Genomic DNA, 19,713 nt, shown 5'->3' with positions numbered 1-19,713 from the left:
TTATTTTTCATTACATAAACTTAAAATATATGAGCTTAATTTTTCCTCGCTAAAGCCAAAATGCTCAAACACATCTTTATCTTTACCGCTTTCCCCAAAACTTTCTATGCCATAAAGCTCATCACAAAATCTATAAAGTTCATTAGAATTTGCAGCTTCTACCCCTATAACCTTACCTTGTAAAATTCTATCTTTGTAAGATTTTTCTTGCTTGATAAACAATTCATAACAAGGCATAGAAACTACATTAACACTCACGCCTTTTTCTTTTAAAATTTTTGCAGTTTTTACACACAATGCTACTTCACTACCACTTGCTAAAAGCGTGAAATTTGCATTTTCATTTTCTTCTAGTAAATAAGCTCCATTTAAAACATCTCCAAAAACAGGCTCATTTAAAGCGCTTAATTTTTGACGCGATAAAACAAAAACACTAGGCATATTAGTTTTAAGTGCTATTTGCCACGCTTTCACATTTTCAACCCCATCAGCCACTCTAAATGTCAATGAATTTGGCATAGCTCTAAAGGTGCTAAGTTGTTCTATAGGTTGATGAGTTGGCCCATCTTCACCAACCCCTATGCTATCGTGAGTAAAGATGAAAAAATGTTTGATTTTCATTAATGCAGCTATTCTTGCAGCAGGCTTTAAATACTCACTAAATATAAAAAATGTTGCACAATAAGGCAAAAACAAACCATATCTTGCAAAAGCATTTGATATAGCAGCCATTGCATGCTCTCTTATGCCATAGTGGATATTTTTACCATTTGGAAAATCACCCATATCTTTTAGTTCAGTTTTATTTGATGGTCCTAAATCCGCACTTCCACCTAAAAATCCTGGTAAGGCTTTAGCGATAGCATTTAAAATCATACCATTGCTATCTCTAGTAGCTAAATCTTTTCCTTTAAAATCTGGAAAATTAATCTTGCTAAAATCAGGCTCTAATAATTCTTTCAATAAAGCCTTTTTGCTCTCATCTAAATTTTGCACTTTTTGATTCCATTTAGCTTGCGCTAAATCTCCAAGTTCTATTGCTCCGCTAAAGCGAATTTTAACATCTTCTGGAATTTCAAAAGTTTTTTGCGGATCAAAACCCAAAGCTTCTTTTGCTTTTTTTATAAGCTCTTCACCCAAAGGTGCCCCATGAGAATGATGACTTCCCTCAAGTTCTAAGGCTCCTTTTGCTATCTTAGTATGAGCGATGATAAGACAAGGCTTTTGACTTTGCTTAGCTGTTTTAAGCGCTAAATCAATTTGCTCAAAATCATGCCCATCTATCTCAAGTACTTCAAAATTTTGAGCCCTAAAACGCTCTTTTACATTTTCATTAAAAGCAATAGCCACATCACCTTCGATTGAAATATTATTACTATCATAAATGATGATTAAATTATCAAGCTTATGAAGCCCAACTAAAGAGCAAGCTTCATATGAAATTCCCTCTTGCAAATCTCCATCACCACACAAACAATACACTTTATGATTGATAATATCCTCACCCAAAAGCAAGCTTGCTTTTTTAGCTGCCATTGCAAAACCAACTGCATTTGCCACACCTTGCCCTAAAGGCCCTGTAGCTATTTCAACACCTGAGGTAAAAATTTCAGGATGTCCAGGGGTTTTAGAGTGTAATTGACGGAAGTTTTTTAAATCTTCTAAACTTATATCATAACCACTCAAATGTAAAAAACTATAAAGCAAAGCACTTGCGTGACCCCCCGAAAAGACTAATCTATCGCGGTTTAACCATGTGGGATCTTTTGGATTATGTACTAAATGAGTACTTAAAACACTCATAATATCTGCTAAACCCATAGGTGCGCCTGGATGGCCTGAATTTGCCTTTTGTATCATATCCGCACATAAAAATCTTATAGTGTTGGCTTGTTTTTGTAACATTGTTTAACCTTTTAAATATTTATCAATTAAAATTTGAAGCTCATTAGCAAGCTTAGAGTCTAAATTTTTTATCTTTTCTTCGCATAATGCAATTTTATCATCTTTAGCCTTTTTAGCACCTTCTAAGCCCAAAAGATTTATGAAAGAATTTTTATGTAAATCATTATGAGTTGGCTTACCTGCTTCTTGGGTATCTAAAGTCGCATCGATGATATCATCTTTAATTTGAAAAATTAAGCCTATTAAAAGCCCTATATCATAAATTTGCTCGCATTCTTTTTCATCTAACTCACAAATTTCACAACCCATTTTTAAAGCCGCTGCGATTAATCTTGCAGTTTTATGAATGTGCAAAAACTCAACTTGTTCTAAATTTAAAGGTATATCTTCAAAATAACAATCAATCGCCTGACCAATGATCATACCGCCAAGCCCTGCATTAAAGGCTAGGGTTTCTATGAGTTTTAACCTTACATTTTCTTTTAAATCAAGTTTTGAAAGCAGTAAAAAAGCTTGAGTATTTAGTGCATCACCTACTAAAATAGCAGTGGTTTCATCGTATTTTTTATGCAAGGTTTGCTTGCCTCTGCGCAAAGAAGCATTATCCATAGCAGGTAAATCATCGTGTATCAAAGAGTAAGTGTGGATAAATTCCAAAGCCAAAGCTGCATTTAAAGCCTTGCTAAATAAGGCAGGATTTTTAGCATTTACTATACCCAAAAGAAGTTGGGCTCTAAAATGCTTCCCACCAGCTTCTAACATCCATTTTAAAGCCTCATTAAAAAAAGGATGAAAGCTTTGAATACTAGGAAAATTTTGCTCTAAATGCTGTTTAAATTTTTCTAAGATCACTTAGTAAGCCTTATAAAAAAGTCAAAATACCCTCGTTTTATTTGCTCAAGTTCGTTATTTTGTGCTGATGGCATATTACTTGCTTGTCTTGAAACTAAAATATCAAAAGAATTAGCTTGAGCTAATATAGCTTGAAGTTCATTGAAATTGTTGATTTTTTGATTATTAATTCTTAAAATCTTATCCCCTTTTAAAAATCCAGCCATTTGCGCTTTAGAATTTGGAGTTACCTCTGTAACATTCATTTTCATATCTACGCGTAATCCTAGATTACTATAAAAAGAAGTTGGCTTAGCTTGAACTACTTTTTTAGGTTTAGCAAATATGCCCAAATCTTTATCAAAAACTGTCGTAGAAATATTTACATCTTTATTATCTCTTAGCATATTAAAATACAAAGTTGCACCACGATCAGCAAATAAAATTTTCTCGTTTAACTTTCTTATATCATCATAAACTTGCCCATCTACACTCACAAGCTCATCATTAAGTAAAAATTGTCCATTTTTGCGTACATTTTTTACATAAATTTTGCCATCACGAATTTCAAAATCTACACCTATATCACCCCAATAAACATCAGGATATTTTGCAAAGTGTTTTAAGTAGCGATTACCTATAAGTTTGCCATCTTCTAAGCTTATACCAAGCATTTTACAACATGGAGAATTAAGCTCTCCGATTTTAGAAGTAAAATCAAGCTGATCGCGCTCTGTTAAACTTTGTCCAAAATACTTTAAATGTCCTATATAGCTTTGATTATTATCTAAAATTCCCACCCAGCTATTGCGTGTTAATTCTTCTTCATCGCCCATAGGAGCAGGAATTAAACTAAAATCAGTTTTTACTAAATACAAATTTAAGAATGGATCATATTTAGTATAGCTGTTTAATTTTGCGTTTTTAGTTTTAACTACTGCTAAAGTATTTTCATTTAAAACAAAGGCAGGTAAGCCCTCATAAATTAACATACTAGCTTTATTTTTTTCATAACAACCCAAAAAATCATTAAAAGTCGGTCTTGGCACAGCAAAAAGTGTGCAAACTACACCCAAAATACAAAGTAAAATTTTCATAGCATTCCCATTCCGCTAAATAAATTACTAGCCATTGATTTTTTATTTTGTTCTACCATTTTCATCACATCATTAATCGCTGCTATTAGTAAAATTTGCATAGACTCTTTATCTTCTAACAAAGAATCATCAATGTTAATATCTATAATTTCGCCTTTTCCATTAGCACTAACTTTCACTAAACCACCGCCACTTTTTGCGCTAAATTCTTTTTTTAAAGCTTCTTGTTCTAATTCATTTGCTTTTTCTTGAGCCTTAGTTAAAAGCTCGCCCATTTTTGAAAAATCCATATTTTCAAACATTTATTTTCCTTCTTTTAAAATCTCTAAAACTACTTCTTTATCATTAAAAGGATATTTTACACCCTTGATCTCTTGATAAGTCTCATCACCCTTACCCAAAATCACGACAAAATCATCATCATTTTTAAATTCTAAAGCTTTTTTAATCGCTTTTTTTCTATCGCATTCTATAAAAATACTTTCATCTTTTTCTATACCACTTAAAATATCATTTATGATATCCATTGGTTCTTCAAAGCGAGGATTATCGCTTGTGATGATGAGTTTTTTAGCATAATGTTTAGCAATTTTTGCCATTAAAGGACGCTTAGTTTTATCTCTATTACCCCCTGCTCCAAAAACTACAATTAAATTCTTATATTTTAAAGCATCAAGCACTTTTTCTATGCCATCAGGTGTATGAGCAAAATCTACAATCACATCTTTTGCAACCACTTGCATTCTACCTTCTATGCCACCAAAATTGCTAATAGCCTTTTCAAGCTCTTTTAAATTTGGCTTAACAAGTTCATTCACACAAGCACTTGCAGCTAAAAGATTATAAAGATTAAAAAGTCCAACTAAAGATGATTCTATAGTAAAATTGTTTTTACCAAAATTTACCACAGCTTCTATGCCATTTTTCAAAGCATAAGCTTTAATGTGATAATAACTTGGATTTTCTATGCCATAAGAAAAAGAATTTTTTACATTAAATGCGATAGCGTTTGCATCTTTGTTGATAAATTTCATACACTCATCAGTAAAAAAACTTTCTTTAGCTGCTTGATAATTTTGAAAACTCCCGTGAAAATCTAAATGATCTTGAGTAAGATTTGTAAAAATCTTAGCACTAAATTTCAGCCCTTCTATGCGATTTTGTACTAAAGCGTGCGAGCTTACTTCCATGATTAAAAACTCACATTTTTGCTCACTTGCTAAGGATAAAATTTCTAAGGTTTGTAAAATTGGCGCAGTGGTTAAGCCTTTTGGGGTGATATTTTTATCATTTATAAAACTACCCCTTGTACCCATTAGAGCACATTTATAACCCAAATCAAGCAAGATAGAATAAATAGCACCTGCTGTGGTTGTTTTACCATTTGTCCCTGTAATGCCTATGATTTTGATATTTTCATCTATATTTAAAAGACTTTTACACTCAGCTATGCTTATAATTTTTGCTTGTTTTTCTAAAGCTTGATGAGTAAATTTTTCATTTTGAGAAGTTTTTAAGAAAAAACAATCTTTTTCGCATTCCTTAGAATTATCACAAATGAAAGTATTTTCAATCTTTACTATCATAATTTAATTCCTTGATTTTCTCGCTAAGCTTGATAAATCTATAATTAGAATAAAAATGCACCGAAACATCTTCCATATAGGCAACAAGCATATCTTTATAACCATGTTCTAAAAGTTTTTCTAAAAAATCCACAAAATCTTCTTTATCATTAATGATAAGTTTATTTGATATTATAACATTTTCCAAGGCTTGTTTAAACCCAACTTTTGCTTCACTTAGTAAAAAATCTTGATAACTCAAACCCTCAAAGTCTTCACTTTCTTCTTCAAACTGCACACTTTGACTAAGATTAATGAGTTTTTCTAAGTCTTTATCTACTTTAGTATTTTTATAATTTTGCATAAAAAACTCAAAAAATACAAAGGCTTCTTCAGGGCTTTTTAAAGCTAAATCACAAATATTGATAAAGGTTAAAAGTCTTTTATTTTTACGCTTTTCATACGCAAGAGAAAAGTACATTTTAGCATTTTTAAAATCTTTTTTATAAAAACATTCTATGGCTATTTTTTTATAATTTTGCAAATTCGCTTTCCCCACCTGCTAAATTTACTATAGTTATATCTGGGTGTATGTCGATTTTAAGCTGTTTTTCTAAGCCATATTTTAAGGTAGTTCCACTTGAAGGACAGCCATGACAAGCTCCGGTTAATTTCACATAAACCACACCATTTTTAACCCCTAAAAAATCAAGTCCTCCACCATCATTTTCTAAAATATGCATAGTTTTAGCCAAACTTGCTTTTACAGGTTCGATTAATTCCTCATCACTAAAAGGCATATTCATAACTTTTCCTTGATTATTTTTAGTTTAATTTTATCTTATTTGCCTTTAAAAAATGTAAATTATTGTTTATTTTAGACTTTTTGCTATACAATGATAAAAATATTTTAGGATTTTGTATGCAAAAATGCACTCAAATAAAAGGTTTTGAAAAACTCAAACTCATTTTCATACTAGGCTTTTTATCTGCCATAGCACCACTTTCAACTGATATGTATTTACCTGCTTTAAACGAAGTAGAAAAAAGCTTTCAAACCAATTCTTTTTACACTCAACTTTCCCTTGCAAGTTTTTTTATAGCCTTTTCTTTGGGTCAGCTTTTTTATGGGCCATTAAGTGATGTATATGGCAGAAAAAAACCTTTATATATAGGACTTTTTCTTTTTATTTCTTCAAGTATTGCTTGTGTTTTAGTTGATTCTATTCATGCTTTTATAGCTTTGCGTTTTTTTGAAGCTTTGGGAGGTTGTGTGGGCGTAGTCGTAGCAAGAGCTATAGTAAATGATGTTTTTGAGCTTAAAGAAGCAGCAGGGGTTTATGCTTTGATGATGGTTTTTACTTCTTTAGCACCTATGCTCTCTCCTACTTTTGGTGGGATTTTGCTTGAGTTTTTTTCTTGGCGTAGTATATTTTTGACATTATTTATCTTGGGTTTTATTTTATTTTTGCTTATTATTTTTGCTCTAAAAGAAAGCAACCTCAACACCCAAGGTAAGAAATTTAATCACAAAGAAGTTGCAAAAAGTTACAAAAACATCTTAAAAGATCGTCGTTTTGTAGTGTATTTGCTTTGTGGGAATTTAATTTTTGCGGGATTTTTTGCTTATTTAACCGGCTCATCTTTTGTTTTTACACGCGTTTTTGGATTAAGCGAGCAACAATATGCAGCCCTTTTTGGAGCTCATGCTCTAAGCTTTGTTATATGTGCAAATATCAATGCAAGATTAGTCCTTAGATTTTCTCCTTATTATATACTCCCTAGAGCGCTTATGGTGATTACTTTTTTAACTTTTTTACTCATTTTGGGTGCAACTTTTGAGCTAGGTTTTTGGGCTTTTGAAATTCCTTTGTGTTTTATCATAGCAAGTTTGGGTTTTATCCTGCCAAATACCACAACCTTAGCCATGGCAAGATCAAAACAAAATGCAGGTAGCGCTTCAGCACTCTTAGGTGCAGCACAATTTGCTATGGCAGGAGTAATGGCATTTTTAGTAAGTCTTTTAAATGCTAATACACCTATATTTTTATCACTTATTTTAGGAACTTGTGCGTTTTTATCTTTGATTTCTTATCTGAGTTTGATTAATAAAAGAAAGTTAAATAAAATCAAAAAGAAGTTAAGCGTGATTTCTCACGCTTAATTAAGCAATATTTTTGAAAAGATTCACTGACTATATCGAACCTTTTTCAAAAAACTTTATATTTATTTTCAAAACACTTATAAACAATTTATGTTAAAATTTCTCATCAATCAATAAAGGCTTTATTAATGAAAAAAATAGCTACTATTTTTGCAGGTGTTAATGGATGTGGAAAAACTACCTTATATTATAATGAACTTGAAAAAAACAAAGACTTTGGACTTAGAATCAACATCGATGAAATCGTAAGTAGCTTTGGAGATTGGAAAAATCAAGAAGATCAATTTAGAGCTTCAAGGATAGCCATTAAAATGCGTGAAAACTATATTAAAAAAGCTTATGATTTTAACCAAGAAACCACACTTTGTGGCACTAGCATTTTATCTTTATTCAAAAAGCTACAAAAAAATTCTTACACTATAAATCTTTACTACATCGGACTAGACTCTCCAAACACAGCAAAACAAAGAGTTAAAATTCGCGTAGCTAAAGGCGGGCATGATATAAAAGAAGAACTCATAGAAAAAAGATATTATGAGTCTTTACAAAATTTTAACATCGTTGCTAAATTTTGTAATCACATTACTGTTTTTGACAATACTCAAAATTATAAAAAACTCTTAGAATTTAAAAACAACAAGCTAGAAGTATTTGAAACTACCAAATGGCTAGAACCACTAATGATAAATTTTAAAAGCCAAAATTTATAAATTTTCATTTTCTTTTGTCGATATGCAAATCATGCTACTCACTTCTTAAGGCAAGAAAGAAGTGAGTTAGCAATAGATTGAAGGCTTCAAGGCTATCAAGTATTACAAAGTTACCTTAATAACCTTGTAAAGCTTGATCCCAAGGTTTTTAAAACCTTGGGTTAAGATTATTGTTTTAATTGAAGCAAAGTATTTAAAAGCTGATCGCTTGTGGTAATCGTTTTTGAGTTTGCTTGATAACCCCTTTGGATTACGATAAGCTCTGTTAATGCACGGCTTAAATCCACATTCGACATTTCTATGGCTGAGCCTTTTAAGCCCCCTCTACCACCTTCACCAGCATGGCCTATAGTAGGTGTTCCTGAGTTTGCTGTTGCTTTGAAAAGGTTATTACCCATTTCTTCAAGACCCATATTATTTGGGAAAGAAGCCAAGGCAACCTTAGCTAGAGCCAAAGTTTTACCATTTGTAAATTCTCCGTAGATATAACCATTCTCATCAGTTCTTAATGCATCTGGCTTTAGATTACCCCCTGTGTAACCATCTGTTTCTTGTTTAGTGGTAGCTGAGTCTTTATCATAACTTGTTAAGCCATCAAAACCACCTGTTGTACCAAAGTCAAGTTTTACCACTTGATCAGGTTTTGAGCCGTTATTTCCGGTGAAGTTTAATACATTTGGCGTATAGCTTTGAAGCGAGCCATCATTGCCAAATCTTAAATTTCCTACTACTATATTTCCAGGTGCGCCATCACCACTAAAATTTATCTCTGCAGGTTCAGGCACTGAAATGATGATAGACCATTCAGCCCCACCATCTGCTGTTTTAGTCTGCTTAGTAAATTGCACAGTTAGCTCATGTCTAGTTCCTAATGAGTCAAAAATTTCTATACTAGCAGTATGAGCTGATAAGTACATATCTTGAGAATATTTTTCATTATTACCTGCGTTGAAATTTCCATCTAAGGCACTAAACATCGCTGTGAATTTATCGTTAGTTGCGATTTTATTTGCCTCATTAGAATAGCCTGTAACTTTAAAAGTCATGTCTTTGGATTCTGTTGTTTTTGGATTTGTGATTTTAAATCTACCATCACTTTCCACTACTACTTCTACAGCTGCATTCGCATCTTGTTTAGAGCCTTGTGTACCAGCTGCATTTGCCCAATTTTCTATAGTCCCATCGCCATCATAATCAACCGCCCATCTAGCATCTCTTTGCAAAAGCTCTCTTAAATCTTCGGTTGTGTGAAAAGTTCTCTGACCAGTAGGTTGAGGCATATTAGCTTCAGCTTGTGTAGCCGCATTAGGATTTGGATTTGCACCTATATCTACACTACTAGAACTATAAATATATTCATGTGCTGTTATAACTTGAATATTCGTTTTAACTTGACCATTAGGTTGTCCATCTTGTGTTCCAAGCCAAGCTCTATCAGCTGTACCTCTTCCAACTAAAAGTCCTGCTATATCTCCACCAGTTGACACATCAGTTCCTCTTGTAGTAACCTGAGCGCCAGCTGTAGTACCATCAGGATTTATAGTAATATTTAAATTTTTGGATTTGGCTGTAGTTCCTGTACTATTATCATTTGTAAATGTAATTTTACCATCTACTATAGAAGCCACTACTCCAGTTTCAGCTGTCTTAGCATTGATAGCATTGATGAAAGTTTCTTGTCCCACACCTTCTGCTTTTATATTTACACCATTTATTGTAATATCTAATGTAGCTGGATATGTTTGGTCTCCATCTTTAAATCCCCAAAAAGTATAATTTGTATTTGGAGTAAATTGAGATCTATCTGTAGGTAAATTCCCATCCATTTTTATATTACTTTGATGCTTAGCATCCGCATAACTTACCCATATACCTTGACCATCTCTTAAGTTTAAACCTTCACCTTGAGCATTAAACACTACGCCCATATCTACACCTTTTTCGGTGACTTGGGCTCCAGTTTTTGAAGTAGTATAAAACTCAGTATGACCTGTATCATTTTCATCTATAGCCGTTCCAGTGTCCTCTCTTCTACCATGAGTAGAATCTAGTGCATAAATAGGTCTTTTAGCAGAAGCATTAGCACCTAAAGAATTTCCACTATCAAGATTAGCAGTAAGACTTACTATAGTACTTGGTTTAGCTGGCATACTCATACCTGGTGGGATGACTATATCTGTTACTGATTTTGAAGAGTCGATTTGACCTGTTTCTTGATTATAATTCCAGCCTTGAACGGTATAGCCGTTATTATCTACGAAATTTCCTACTGCATCTGTTTTAAAGTCCCCTGCACGAGTATAATACTGAGTAGTACCACCATCATTTGAAACGATGAAAAATCCATCACCATTAATAGCCATATCGGTGTTTTTATCTGTAGTTTGTATATTACCTTGAGAGTGAATTCTTGTAGTAGAATTTACACCTGCACCAAGTCCAACTTGCATAGGGTTTTTACCACCTAAATTACCATCTGGAGCTGTAGCTATCTTAGAAGTTTGACTCATAAGCGTTGAGAAATCCGCACGAGAATATTTAAAACCAAATGTATTAACATTTGCTATGTTGTTACCTTCTACATCCATTGCGTATTGGTGCGCTTGAAGTCCTGAAACTCCAGCCCAAAGAGATCTCATCATAATTAAATCCTTTAAAAAATATTGCTTTGTGAATATCTCACAATATTCTATTGCTTAGCAAAAATAAAGCAATAAGTGTTCCAAAAATACAAATATTTCTAAAACTTGTATAAATTTATAATGTGAATTGTGTAATTAAGAATTGCTAGTATTTTTAAAAACTGATGAAAGAATATCTATATGCTCTAATAAACCTTTTTTGATTTGAGAATTTGGAACTCTCATAGGATCTAACTGAACAATAACTCCTTCTTTTCTTGCGTGTTTTATAGCTGGTATAAAATCGCTATCTGCAGTGATAAGAATGATTTTTTCGATTTGCTTTTTTATAGACAAAGTAGCAATATCTAGTCCTATTTTCATATCAACACCTTTTTGCCTAATATCTAAAACAAAATCATCCTCAGTTAAACTATCGATTTTTATTTCTTTTTGCAAAAGCTGTTGAAATTTTTTATAATCTTTGATTTTCCATTGAAAACTATTTTCATCAATCTCGCCCAATCTTACAGCAAAATATGGTTGCTGTCTTAGACAATCTAACAAACTAGTTCTAAATTTAAAAGTATCGGTTTTTCCAAGATTTAATGATTTATCTGTTTTTTCTATAGGTGACATAGGAACATTTTTATTTAATGGTTCGCAGTCATAAACATAAACTCTATATAAATAATCTCTATTTCTTTTAACAGACTCAAACACATAGTCTTTTAATCTTTTAGCTAATTCTTCAGGAGTCATATCTTTGATATGTTTAAAGTGTTATATCTTTCTATAAAAAAAGACAAATCTACTAAAACTGCGGTTTTTCTAGGCTGTATGATGGAAAAATTTATGTTTTCGTTAAGGTTACTCTTAAAAATCCTAAATACATAACGAGATGTCAATCTAAAAATAAACGGCTAGACGACTTCTCGCTATGCAATGATGATTTATTATAACATAATAAATTAAAATTGCTATAACTTTTCAAAAAGGCATTTGTAAAAATTTTGTAAAGTTTTTTTAAAATTACTCGATATAGTTAGTGAATCTTTTCAAAAATATTGCTTAATTAAGCGTGAGAAATCACGCTTAACTTTATACTAGCTTGATAGATTAGAAACTTCTTTTTGTAATTGTGAAAAATCATCTTTTATGTATCTTGAAAATTCTTTTATATTATGTGAATTTTGAAGATTTTCATCTGCTAAAGCAACTATGTGATTGATACTTTTTACTATAAAATTTAAATTTTCTTTAGTAGTGGAACTATGAGATATGATTTGTTCTATGTTTTTAAAATTTTGTTGAAATAATGTTTCAAAACTATCTATCTTTTCGCTTGTAGTATTACTTTCTAAAAGAAGATTTTCCACGCTAAACTTACTAGAATTTAAACTTTCCTTGCTTTTATCTACATTTTGAGTGATAGATTTTACATTTAAATCAATATCTAAAAGAGAATTTTGAGTCGATTCTGCTAGTTTTCTAATCTCATCAGCTACCACAGCAAAACCCTTTCCATGCTCGCCTGCACGAGCTGCTTCTATAGCTGCATTAAGTGATAAAAGATTGGTTTGATCAGCTATATTTCTTACAGCTTCTACTATTTTAGTAATAGATTGTGTATTCGAGTGCAAATCATCAAAATGCTTGATTAAATCTGAATTTTGAAGAACTATTTTTTCAACTATGATTTTTACATTTTCTAGCAATGATTTGATTTCTTGTGCCACTTCAAACATATTTTCTTGATTATTTTTTCCTGATAAAATATCTTTTATAAAATTGTCTAATAAATCATTACTTTGCATACTTTTATCTTGCGTATAATCAATCAATTCTTTCATAGTTTTACTAGAATCAAACAAGGCATTTGAGATACCATCTAAACCTTTTATATTTTTTTCTACACAGATGCTTTTTTGTGTGATAACAACAAGAATATTTTTGATTTTTTGTTTGAATTTTTCTATCAAAGAAAGAATTTTCTCATTTTCTATACTTAAATAAGTATTAATTTTGCTAGTAGAATTTAAAGAAAGATTTTCCAACTCATTAGTAATAGTTTTAGTCATATCCACACCCCATTTCTTCTCATCTGTGTCGTGAAAAATCAAAGCGAGAGCCATAAAATATTGGATAATCTGACCTATTATATTTTGAGTAAAAAAATAAGCATTAATCAACAAAACTATAATACCTACAATATGAATTATTCTCATACGAAAATACAATGAACGAAACATATTAAAATCCTTTTTTTTGTTTTATAGACTTTTAACATAAAGTGTTATTGAATTTTCTTGATTTATGTTAATAAAACTAAATTAATCTTATTTAAAAAATAATATGTAGAATTTCGCAACAATCATTTAGTATTTCTTTCTTTTAATTTAGCAATCACATCATTTAAACTCAAATTTGCATCGGCCAATAACACTTCTAAATGATAAAGTAAATCAGCAGCTTCATTTATCAACTCATCTTTATCTTTAATAGTAGCAGCCAAAGCGGTTTCAACGCCTTCTTCACCTACTTTTTGTGCTATGCGTTTAGTGCCTTTTGAAAAAAGTTCAGCCGTGTAAGAAGAGCTTGCACAAGTGTTTTTGCGTGAGTTGATAAGTCTTTCAAGACGCGATAAAAATACAAAATCAGCTTTTTTAGAAAGTGCTTCAAAACAAGAAGTATCGCCTGTATGACAAGTAGCACCTTGAGCTTTTACAAGGATTAAAATACAATCTCTATCACAATCAAGCCCCATATCTATAATATGCAAGAAATTCCCACTTTGCTCGCCTTTCATCCACAAACGCTCTTTAGTGCGTGAGTAAAACACAACCTTTTGGTGCTTAAAACTCTCTCTTAGAGCTTGTTCATTCATAAAACCTTGCATTAAAACTTCACAAGAATGATAATCTTGGATTATCACGGGGATAAGGTTATTAACCTTTTGCCAATTTATACTTTTTATAAATTCTTCTTCATTTATATTCATAGCTTTTCCTTTTAAATACGAATTTGTATGCCTTGATCTTTTAAAAATAGTTTTAATTCTTTAATATCTATCAGCTTTTTATGAAACACTGAAGCTGCTAAAGCCCCATCAACACCAAGCTTAAAAGCGTCCAAAAAATGCTCTTTGGCCCCTGCGCCACCGCTTGCTACTAAAGGTACGGGACAAATTTGTCTAACTTTAGCAAGTTGATCAAGATCATAGCCCTTTCTCATGCCATCTTGATTCATCATATTTAGCACGATTTCGCCAGCTCCTAGCTCACATACTTGCTTTACCCATTCTAGTGTTTTTTTACCACTGTGATGAGATTTACTCTCATCTCCGGTGTATTTATATACTAAAAGCTCGTTGTTTTCATCTTTAAAAGTATCTATGCCTACGACTACACATTGAACTCCAAAGTTTTTTGCAAGGCGTGAAATTAAATCAGGGTCATTTAAAGCAGGGGAATTAATAGAAATTTTATCAGCACCATTTGCTAAAAGTTCTTTTGCATCATCTTCACTTTTTATGCCCCCTGCAACGCAAAATGGTATAGAGATATTTTGTGCTACTTTACTTACCCAAGTTCTATTGATACGCTCATTTTTAGCTGAGGCTGTTATATCATAAAATACAAGCTCATCAATGCCGTTTTGTGAGTAAAATTTAGCAAGTTCTATAATATCTCCCATATCCTCATGGTTTTTAAACTGCACCCCTTTAACTACTCTACCATCTTTTACATCCAAACATGCAATTATGCGTTTTGCAAGCATTCTTTAGCCTCCTTTATGCTAAATTCTTTATCAAGTAAGGCTTTGCCTACAATGATACCACTTACTATGCCATTTAACTTTTTAAAATCTTTTAAGCTCGCCACGCCTCCGCTTGCTTGGGTTTGTAAATGTGGAAATTTCTCATGCAAAGCTTTATATAAAGTGATGTTTGCTCCACTCATCGTGCCATCTTTAGAAATATCTGTGCATAAAATATGCTTTACATTTTTGTAAAAATTTAAAAGCTCAAATAATTTTTCATCGCTTGTTTTGCTCCATGCATCAATAGCCACAAAAAACTCATCTTTAATGCAAACACTATCAAGCGCTAAGACTATATTTTCTACGCCAAATTCATTTAAAAGCTCTTGCGTAAAGGCTTTATTTTTAACTGCTAAAGAACCTATGACTACACGCTTAACACCACTATCAAACAAAGCTTTAATCTCATCTTTAGTGCGAATTCCACCACCTACTTGAAGATTCACTCTAATCTTAGAAGCTAGGTTTTCTATAAGCTTAAGCTGTCTTTTGCTAGGATCTTTTGCACCACTTAAATCCACCAAATGAAGCCAAGCAACGCCTTGAGCTTCATACTCTTGAAATTTAGCTAAAGGATCAAAGCTGTATTCTTGCTTTTTAGTATAATCTCCTTTATAAAGCCTTACTACTTTGCCATCTATTAAGTCCAATGCTGGAATGATTTGAGTTTGCATTTTTACCTACATATTTATGAAATTTTTTAATAATATTTCACCCGCTTCGCCACTTCTTTCAGGGTGAAACTGCACGCCATAAAAATTGTCTTTGTTTAAACTTGCACTAAATTTGATAGAGTACTCACACTCTGCGATGGTGTATTCATTTAACCCCACACAATAACTATGCACAAAATAAAAATAAGCTCCATCTAAGCCTTTAAAAAGCTCATGCGAGCTAAAGACTTGATTCCACCCCATATGCGGAAAAGTAAAATTTGCTTTTTCTTGGAATTTTTGTGTTTTAAAAGGCATAATACCAAGTGTTTTTTGGCGTAATTCTTCTGAAAATTTACCCAAAATTTGCATACCAAGACAAATGCCTAAAAGTGGTTTTGTGGTAGTTTGGATAAAATTTTCTAAATTAAGTGCTTGTAAATTTTCCATCGCTTTGGCTGCTGTGCCAACCCCAGGAAGTAAAAGCTTATCTACACATGAGAGTTCTTTTACATCATTACTGATAATGCATTTTTGCCCTACACGCTCGAGTGCAAAAGCAAGAGAAGCCAAATTCGCACAACCTGTATCTATAATAGCTAGTTTCATATTATTCTCTCTTGAAATAAATTTGCTTTTGTTAAAACTTTTAAATCGTTAATTTTATTTTTAATCATTTGAAAATTTTTCTCTAACTCTATTTTACGATTTACAGAAATTTTAATAAATTCATCTTCTTTTTCAAAACCTATAAATTTTCTATTTAATAAATTGGCTGCAATCCCTGTAGTCGAACTTCCACTAAATGGATCGCAAATTAACGAATTTTCATTACTTGCCATTAAAATTAATCTAACAAGTAAGGGTAATGGCTTTTGAGTAGGGTGTTTGCCATTATTTTTTTCCCACGGAGCTATAGCGCTAAATTGCCACACATCTCGCATTTGCTTATTATCATTTAATTTTTTCATCAACTCATAATTAAATATATGTTTGTGTTTAGGACTTTTTCTAGCCCATATAATCTGTTCTGTAGAATGAGTTAAATATCTACAAGAAAAATTAGGCGGTGGGTTGGTTTTTTGCCAAGTAATAATATTTAAAATTTTAAAATCAAGTTTTTGTAAAATTCTACCAAGAGAAAAAATATTGTGATAAGTTCCACTTATTAAAATACTTCCAGTATCTTTTAGCGCTATTTTTGCATTTGAGAGCCATTTTAAGTTAAACTCATCTATTTTTTCAATATCATCACCTTTATCCCATTGCCCCTTATTCACACTTACTATTTTACCACTTTGGATACTCAAACCATCATTAGATAAAAAATAAGGAGGATCTGCAAAAATTAGATCAATTTGATTTTCAAATTGAGGCAATAATTTATTACAATCATCTTGATAAAGCTGAAAAAGTTTATCTTTACTTGTAAAAATAGATTTTATTATCATGCTAGTCCACACTCACAAAGAGCTTCAAAAAATTTTCTTCTTCCAGAATAATTCCAATATGTAATATCTTGTTCTATAAATAACCATTTAATACAATATAATAATATAGAAATTGGATATTCTTGGTTATCAAAGTTAACAAACTTTGGAAAATTTTGTGTATTTTGATTTAAAACTACTTTTTCACAATTATAAATTTGTATTATAATATCTCTTATCTTAAAATAATTTTCTTCATACATACTCTTATATTTCATCAATAAAGATAAAATATCATCATGCGATGGAGCTGAATGGCGTCTTGTATTGTTTTCATTAAAATAAAAATTTTCTACATTTACAACAAAATCAAATCCTTTATTTAGCGGAGCAGGACGTTTTAATATAATATTATAACCATCAGCATTTTCTACAATATAACAATATTTACTCGCCTGTTCTTGATTTCCATTTCCTGGTAATTCTCTTAAGAACACCTCAACTAACTCTCTTCTAATTGCTTCTCTTGATGTAGAGTATAAATTTAATTCTACTATGTTTACATTCATCATATCACTCCTTTAGAGCTTGCTAGGTTTTCATTTTCTATTTTTATAGCCATTTTTAAAGCTCTTGCAAAGGCCTTAAAAAGTCCTTCGACTTTGTGATGATCGTTTTTGCCTTTAACTTTTAAATGCAAACTCGCACCCATAGCATAGCTTAGTGAGTAGAAAAAATGCTCTATCATTTCTGTGCTAAGTTCGCCAAGCTTTTCTTTTTTAAATTTAGCCTTATAAACTAAATGTGGTCGGTTGCAAAAGTCAATCGCACAACTTGCCAAGCACTCATCCATAGGTAAAACAAAGCCATATCTTGCAATGCCTATTTTTTGATCAAGTGCGCTTTTGATAGCCTCGCCCAAGGCAAGTGCTACATCTTCTACACTGTGATGCTCATCCACTTCTAAATCCCCTTTGCATTTTATCTCTAAAGATATATTTGCATGCGTAGCAATTTGCTCTAACATATGATCAAAAAATGCGATATTTGTTTTTATATTAGCTTTTGCTTTTTCATTAAAAGCTATTTTAACTTGAATTTGAGTTTCTTTGGTATTACGCTCTATATAGGCGCTGCGGTAATTTTGCAAGATAAAATCAGCAATTTGCTCCCAATTAAAGTCGTTTTTGTCATATTTTAAACCTTGAATTTTAAGATTTTGCGCCAAAAGCATATCGCTGTCTCTATCGCCTATAACAAAGCTTTTATTTTTGTCATAAAGTTTATTTTTGATATAGTTTTCAAGCATGGCAGTTTTTGGCTTCCTACAAGCACAATTTTCATGCTCAAAATGCGGGCATATAAAGATATCTTCAAATTCTATACCACAACTTTGAAAAACACTTAGCATTTTTTCATGAGCCTTGTCAAAATTTTCCCTAGGAAAAGAATTTGTGCCTAGGCCATCTTGATTACTCACCATAACAAATTTAAAACCGAAATTTTTTAACTTTAAAAGTGCATTGATGGCACCTTTTTCAAACTCAAGCTTTTCTAAAGAATCAATTTGAAAATCATTTTTTGGCTCATCAATGAGCGTGCCATCTCTATCGATAAATAAAATTTTTGCACTCATTTTAGACTTTCTAATCTTAAACTCACGGCATTTTTATGCCCATCAAGCCCTTCAGCTGCTGCTAAAATTTCCACCACAGGACCAAGTTTTTTAAAGCCTTCTTTGCTAAGTTCTTGTACAGTCATTCTTTTCATAAAATCAGCAAGTCCTAATGAAGAATAAGACTTAGTAAAACCATAAGTTGGTAATACATGATTTGTCCCACTTGCATAATCTCCCATGGATTCTGGAGAATACTCACCTAAAAATACTGAACCTGCATGCATAATATCATCAAGCAAGCTAGATGGATTTTGTGTATGAATGATCAAATGCTCAGGTGCATAGTCATTTGAAATGCTTATAGCGTGTTTTATATCTTTTGCAAGAATGATTTTTGAGTGTGCTAAAGATTTTGAAGCAATTTCTTTACGCGAAAGTTTTTCAAGCTGTAAAGCAACTTCACTATCTACTTCTTTGGCTAATTTTTCACTTGTGCAAACTAAAATTGCTTGAGAATCTGTTCCATGCTCAGCTTGTGAAAGTAAATCTGAAGCTATAAATTTAGCATTAGCAAACTCATCCGCTAAAACTAACACCTCAGAAGGCCCTGCTTGCATATCAATAGCTACTCCATGATTATTAACTTGCTTTTTGGCTTCAGTTACAAAGGCATTTCCTGGGCCAAAAATTTTATCTACTTTTTGCACGCTTTGCGTTCCATAAGCAAGTGCTGCTATGGCTCCTGCTCCACCTATTTGATACACTGCATCAACTTCGCAAAGTTTTGCTACAAAAGCAATGGCAGGATGAAGTGGTGCTGGGGAAGCTAAGGCTATGAATTTACATTGTGCAATTTTTGCTGGTATAGCTAGCATAAGTGCAGTTGAAAAAAGCGGTGCTAAACCTCCTGGTATATAAAGTCCCACTTTTTCAATAGCTCTTGTTAGTACTTTGCAAGTTACTCCTTCAAAGGTTTGAACTTCTATGGTTTTACTTTCTTGAGCTTTGTGGAATTTATAGATATTTTCATAAGCTATTTTGATAGCTTGCTTTAACTCATCATCAATTTGCTCTGCTAAATTACTAAGTTCTTCATCGCTTAGTTTGATGGAATTTAACTCCACTTTATCAAATTTTATAGCCATTTGTTTTAAAGCTTCATCACCATTTATTTTGACATCTTCAATGATTTGCTCTACTATGGTTTTAACCTGTGCATTAGCGCTTATAGCAGGACGCTTGAGTGCTAATTCTTGTTCGCTTTGGTTTAATTTTTCAAAATCAAGTATTTGCATGT

20 protein-coding genes are annotated in these 19,713 nt (G+C 32.0%); 2 read left to right on the top strand and 18 right to left on the bottom strand.

The window, feature by feature from the left end; translation table 11 throughout:
* Genes tkt through CLLT_RS00560 form a run of 7 tightly spaced genes read right to left on the bottom strand, consistent with a single transcriptional unit; the run spans position 1 to position 6,198 of the window.
* Complete coding sequence (gene tkt, locus CLLT_RS00590) at positions 1-1,905, bottom strand: transketolase (protein WP_074692189.1); 1,905 nt, start codon at positions 1,903-1,905, stop codon at positions 1-3.
* A 3-nt stretch (positions 1,906-1,908) separates the two neighbouring features.
* Complete coding sequence (locus tag CLLT_RS00585; protein WP_074692299.1) at positions 1,909-2,754, bottom strand: polyprenyl synthetase family protein; 846 nt, start codon at positions 2,752-2,754, stop codon at positions 1,909-1,911.
* Complete coding sequence (locus CLLT_RS00580; RefSeq protein WP_074692191.1) at positions 2,754-3,833, bottom strand: DUF7488 domain-containing protein; 1,080 nt, start codon at positions 3,831-3,833, stop codon at positions 2,754-2,756. Before CLLT_RS00580 ends, CLLT_RS00585 begins: the two co-directional genes overlap by 1 nt.
* Positions 3,830-4,135 carry a YbaB/EbfC family nucleoid-associated protein gene (locus CLLT_RS00575; RefSeq protein ID WP_039667857.1) on the bottom strand — a complete coding sequence of 102 codons (306 nt, stop codon included), beginning with the start codon at positions 4,133-4,135 and terminating at the stop codon, positions 3,830-3,832. Before CLLT_RS00575 ends, CLLT_RS00580 begins: the two co-directional genes overlap by 4 nt.
* Positions 4,136-5,419 (bottom strand): UDP-N-acetylmuramoyl-L-alanyl-D-glutamate--2,6-diaminopimelate ligase, encoded by a 1,284-nt coding sequence (locus CLLT_RS00570; protein WP_074692194.1) that lies wholly within the window; start codon positions 5,417-5,419, stop codon positions 4,136-4,138.
* Positions 5,403-5,942: a hypothetical protein gene (locus tag CLLT_RS00565; protein ID WP_012660862.1), complete on the bottom strand. Its 540-nt coding sequence runs from the start codon at positions 5,940-5,942 to the stop codon at positions 5,403-5,405. The genes CLLT_RS00570 and CLLT_RS00565 overlap by 17 nt, the downstream gene beginning before the upstream one ends.
* On the bottom strand, positions 5,929-6,198 hold the full coding sequence (locus CLLT_RS00560) for a NifU family protein (protein ID WP_041570315.1): 270 nt from the start codon (positions 6,196-6,198) through the stop codon (positions 5,929-5,931). The genes CLLT_RS00565 and CLLT_RS00560 overlap by 14 nt, the downstream gene beginning before the upstream one ends.
* A gap of 122 nt (positions 6,199-6,320) precedes the next feature.
* Here CLLT_RS00560 and CLLT_RS00555 point away from each other — a divergent pair, with 122 nt between their 5' ends.
* The gene (locus CLLT_RS00555) at positions 6,321-7,562 is read left to right on the top strand and encodes a multidrug effflux MFS transporter (protein ID WP_074692197.1); all 1,242 of its coding nucleotides are present in this window, start codon (positions 6,321-6,323) and stop codon (positions 7,560-7,562) included.
* 128 nt (positions 7,563-7,690) lie between these two features.
* The gene (locus tag CLLT_RS00550; protein WP_012660859.1) at positions 7,691-8,272 is read left to right on the top strand and encodes an ATPase; all 582 of its coding nucleotides are present in this window, start codon (positions 7,691-7,693) and stop codon (positions 8,270-8,272) included.
* Between the two features lie 167 nt (positions 8,273-8,439).
* On the opposite strand, the gene flgE is transcribed toward CLLT_RS00550, so the two are convergent.
* From flgE to hisD, 11 genes are all read right to left on the bottom strand, one after another.
* Entirely contained in the window at positions 8,440-10,914 is a 2,475-nt protein-coding gene (gene flgE, locus CLLT_RS00545; protein WP_074692199.1) for a flagellar hook protein FlgE, read from the bottom strand.
* Positions 10,915-11,049: 135 nt separating this feature from the next.
* Positions 11,050-11,655: an NYN domain-containing protein gene (locus CLLT_RS00540; RefSeq protein WP_074692202.1), complete on the bottom strand. Its 606-nt coding sequence runs from the start codon at positions 11,653-11,655 to the stop codon at positions 11,050-11,052.
* A 344-nt stretch (positions 11,656-11,999) separates the two neighbouring features.
* Entirely contained in the window at positions 12,000-12,641 is a 642-nt protein-coding gene (locus tag CLLT_RS08020) for a methyl-accepting chemotaxis protein (protein WP_255198460.1), read from the bottom strand.
* Between the two features lie 626 nt (positions 12,642-13,267).
* A complete protein-coding gene (hisIE, locus tag CLLT_RS00530) occupies positions 13,268-13,894 on the bottom strand; it encodes a bifunctional phosphoribosyl-AMP cyclohydrolase/phosphoribosyl-ATP diphosphatase HisIE (protein WP_070255666.1) in 627 nt (208 codons plus the stop codon).
* Between the two features lie 11 nt (positions 13,895-13,905).
* Entirely contained in the window at positions 13,906-14,673 is a 768-nt protein-coding gene (gene hisF, locus CLLT_RS00525; protein WP_074692204.1) for an imidazole glycerol phosphate synthase subunit HisF, read from the bottom strand.
* Positions 14,655-15,389: a 1-(5-phosphoribosyl)-5-[(5-phosphoribosylamino)methylideneamino]imidazole-4-carboxamide isomerase gene (gene hisA / locus CLLT_RS00520; protein WP_070255670.1), complete on the bottom strand. Its 735-nt coding sequence runs from the start codon at positions 15,387-15,389 to the stop codon at positions 14,655-14,657. The genes hisF and hisA overlap by 19 nt, the downstream gene beginning before the upstream one ends.
* 6 nt (positions 15,390-15,395) lie before the next feature.
* A complete protein-coding gene (gene hisH, locus CLLT_RS00515) occupies positions 15,396-15,977 on the bottom strand; it encodes an imidazole glycerol phosphate synthase subunit HisH (RefSeq protein WP_074692207.1) in 582 nt (193 codons plus the stop codon).
* The gene (locus CLLT_RS00510; protein WP_070255676.1) at positions 15,974-16,819 is read right to left on the bottom strand and encodes a DNA-methyltransferase; all 846 of its coding nucleotides are present in this window, start codon (positions 16,817-16,819) and stop codon (positions 15,974-15,976) included. The genes hisH and CLLT_RS00510 overlap by 4 nt, the downstream gene beginning before the upstream one ends.
* Positions 16,816-17,370, bottom strand: coding sequence for a hypothetical protein (locus tag CLLT_RS00505; protein ID WP_070255678.1), 555 nt, complete (start codon positions 17,368-17,370; stop codon positions 16,816-16,818). Before CLLT_RS00505 ends, CLLT_RS00510 begins: the two co-directional genes overlap by 4 nt.
* Positions 17,367-18,434 carry a bifunctional histidinol-phosphatase/imidazoleglycerol-phosphate dehydratase HisB gene (gene hisB / locus CLLT_RS00500; RefSeq protein WP_070255681.1) on the bottom strand — a complete coding sequence of 356 codons (1,068 nt, stop codon included), beginning with the start codon at positions 18,432-18,434 and terminating at the stop codon, positions 17,367-17,369. Before hisB ends, CLLT_RS00505 begins: the two co-directional genes overlap by 4 nt.
* Entirely contained in the window at positions 18,431-19,711 is a 1,281-nt protein-coding gene (gene hisD / locus CLLT_RS00495; protein WP_070255684.1) for a histidinol dehydrogenase, read from the bottom strand. Before hisD ends, hisB begins: the two co-directional genes overlap by 4 nt.
* Between the last annotated feature and the right edge of the window lie 2 nt (positions 19,712-19,713).

Origin of the sequence: Campylobacter lari subsp. lari (assembly GCF_013372185.1) — a bacterium.
Lineage (GTDB): Bacteria > Campylobacterota > Campylobacteria > Campylobacterales > Campylobacteraceae > Campylobacter_D > Campylobacter_D lari.
This window is presented reverse-complemented; position numbering and strand designations above follow the sequence as displayed.

Coding starts and splice junctions, on each gene's coding strand:
- CLLT_RS00550 (WP_012660859.1), top strand. CDS start 7,691: ATGAAAAAAATAGCTACTATTTTTGCAGGTGTTAATGGATGTGGAAAA.
- hisH (WP_074692207.1), bottom strand. CDS start 15,977: ATGAAACTAGCTATTATAGATACAGGTTGTGCGAATTTGGCTTCTCTT.
- CLLT_RS00570 (WP_074692194.1), bottom strand. CDS start 5,419: ATGATAGTAAAGATTGAAAATACTTTCATTTGTGATAATTCTAAGGAA.
- CLLT_RS00575 (WP_039667857.1), bottom strand. CDS start 4,135: ATGTTTGAAAATATGGATTTTTCAAAAATGGGCGAGCTTTTAACTAAG.
- hisA (WP_070255670.1), bottom strand. CDS start 15,389: ATGCAAACTCAAATCATTCCAGCATTGGACTTAATAGATGGCAAAGTA.
- CLLT_RS00580 (WP_074692191.1), bottom strand. CDS start 3,833: ATGAAAATTTTACTTTGTATTTTGGGTGTAGTTTGCACACTTTTTGCT.
- CLLT_RS08020 (WP_255198460.1), bottom strand. CDS start 12,641: ATGTTTGAAGTGGCACAAGAAATCAAATCATTGCTAGAAAATGTAAAA.
- CLLT_RS00540 (WP_074692202.1), bottom strand. CDS start 11,655: ATGACTCCTGAAGAATTAGCTAAAAGATTAAAAGACTATGTGTTTGAG.
- hisB (WP_070255681.1), bottom strand. CDS start 18,434: ATGAGTGCAAAAATTTTATTTATCGATAGAGATGGCACGCTCATTGAT.
- CLLT_RS00560 (WP_041570315.1), bottom strand. CDS start 6,198: ATGCCTTTTAGTGATGAGGAATTAATCGAACCTGTAAAAGCAAGTTTG.
- hisD (WP_070255684.1), bottom strand. CDS start 19,711: ATGCAAATACTTGATTTTGAAAAATTAAACCAAAGCGAACAAGAATTA.
- tkt (WP_074692189.1), bottom strand. CDS start 1,905: ATGTTACAAAAACAAGCCAACACTATAAGATTTTTATGTGCGGATATG.
- CLLT_RS00555 (WP_074692197.1), top strand. CDS start 6,321: ATGCAAAAATGCACTCAAATAAAAGGTTTTGAAAAACTCAAACTCATT.
- hisIE (WP_070255666.1), bottom strand. CDS start 13,894: ATGAATATAAATGAAGAAGAATTTATAAAAAGTATAAATTGGCAAAAG.
- CLLT_RS00505 (WP_070255678.1), bottom strand. CDS start 17,370: ATGATGAATGTAAACATAGTAGAATTAAATTTATACTCTACATCAAGA.
- CLLT_RS00510 (WP_070255676.1), bottom strand. CDS start 16,819: ATGATAATAAAATCTATTTTTACAAGTAAAGATAAACTTTTTCAGCTT.
- flgE (WP_074692199.1), bottom strand. CDS start 10,914: ATGATGAGATCTCTTTGGGCTGGAGTTTCAGGACTTCAAGCGCACCAA.
- hisF (WP_074692204.1), bottom strand. CDS start 14,673: ATGCTTGCAAAACGCATAATTGCATGTTTGGATGTAAAAGATGGTAGA.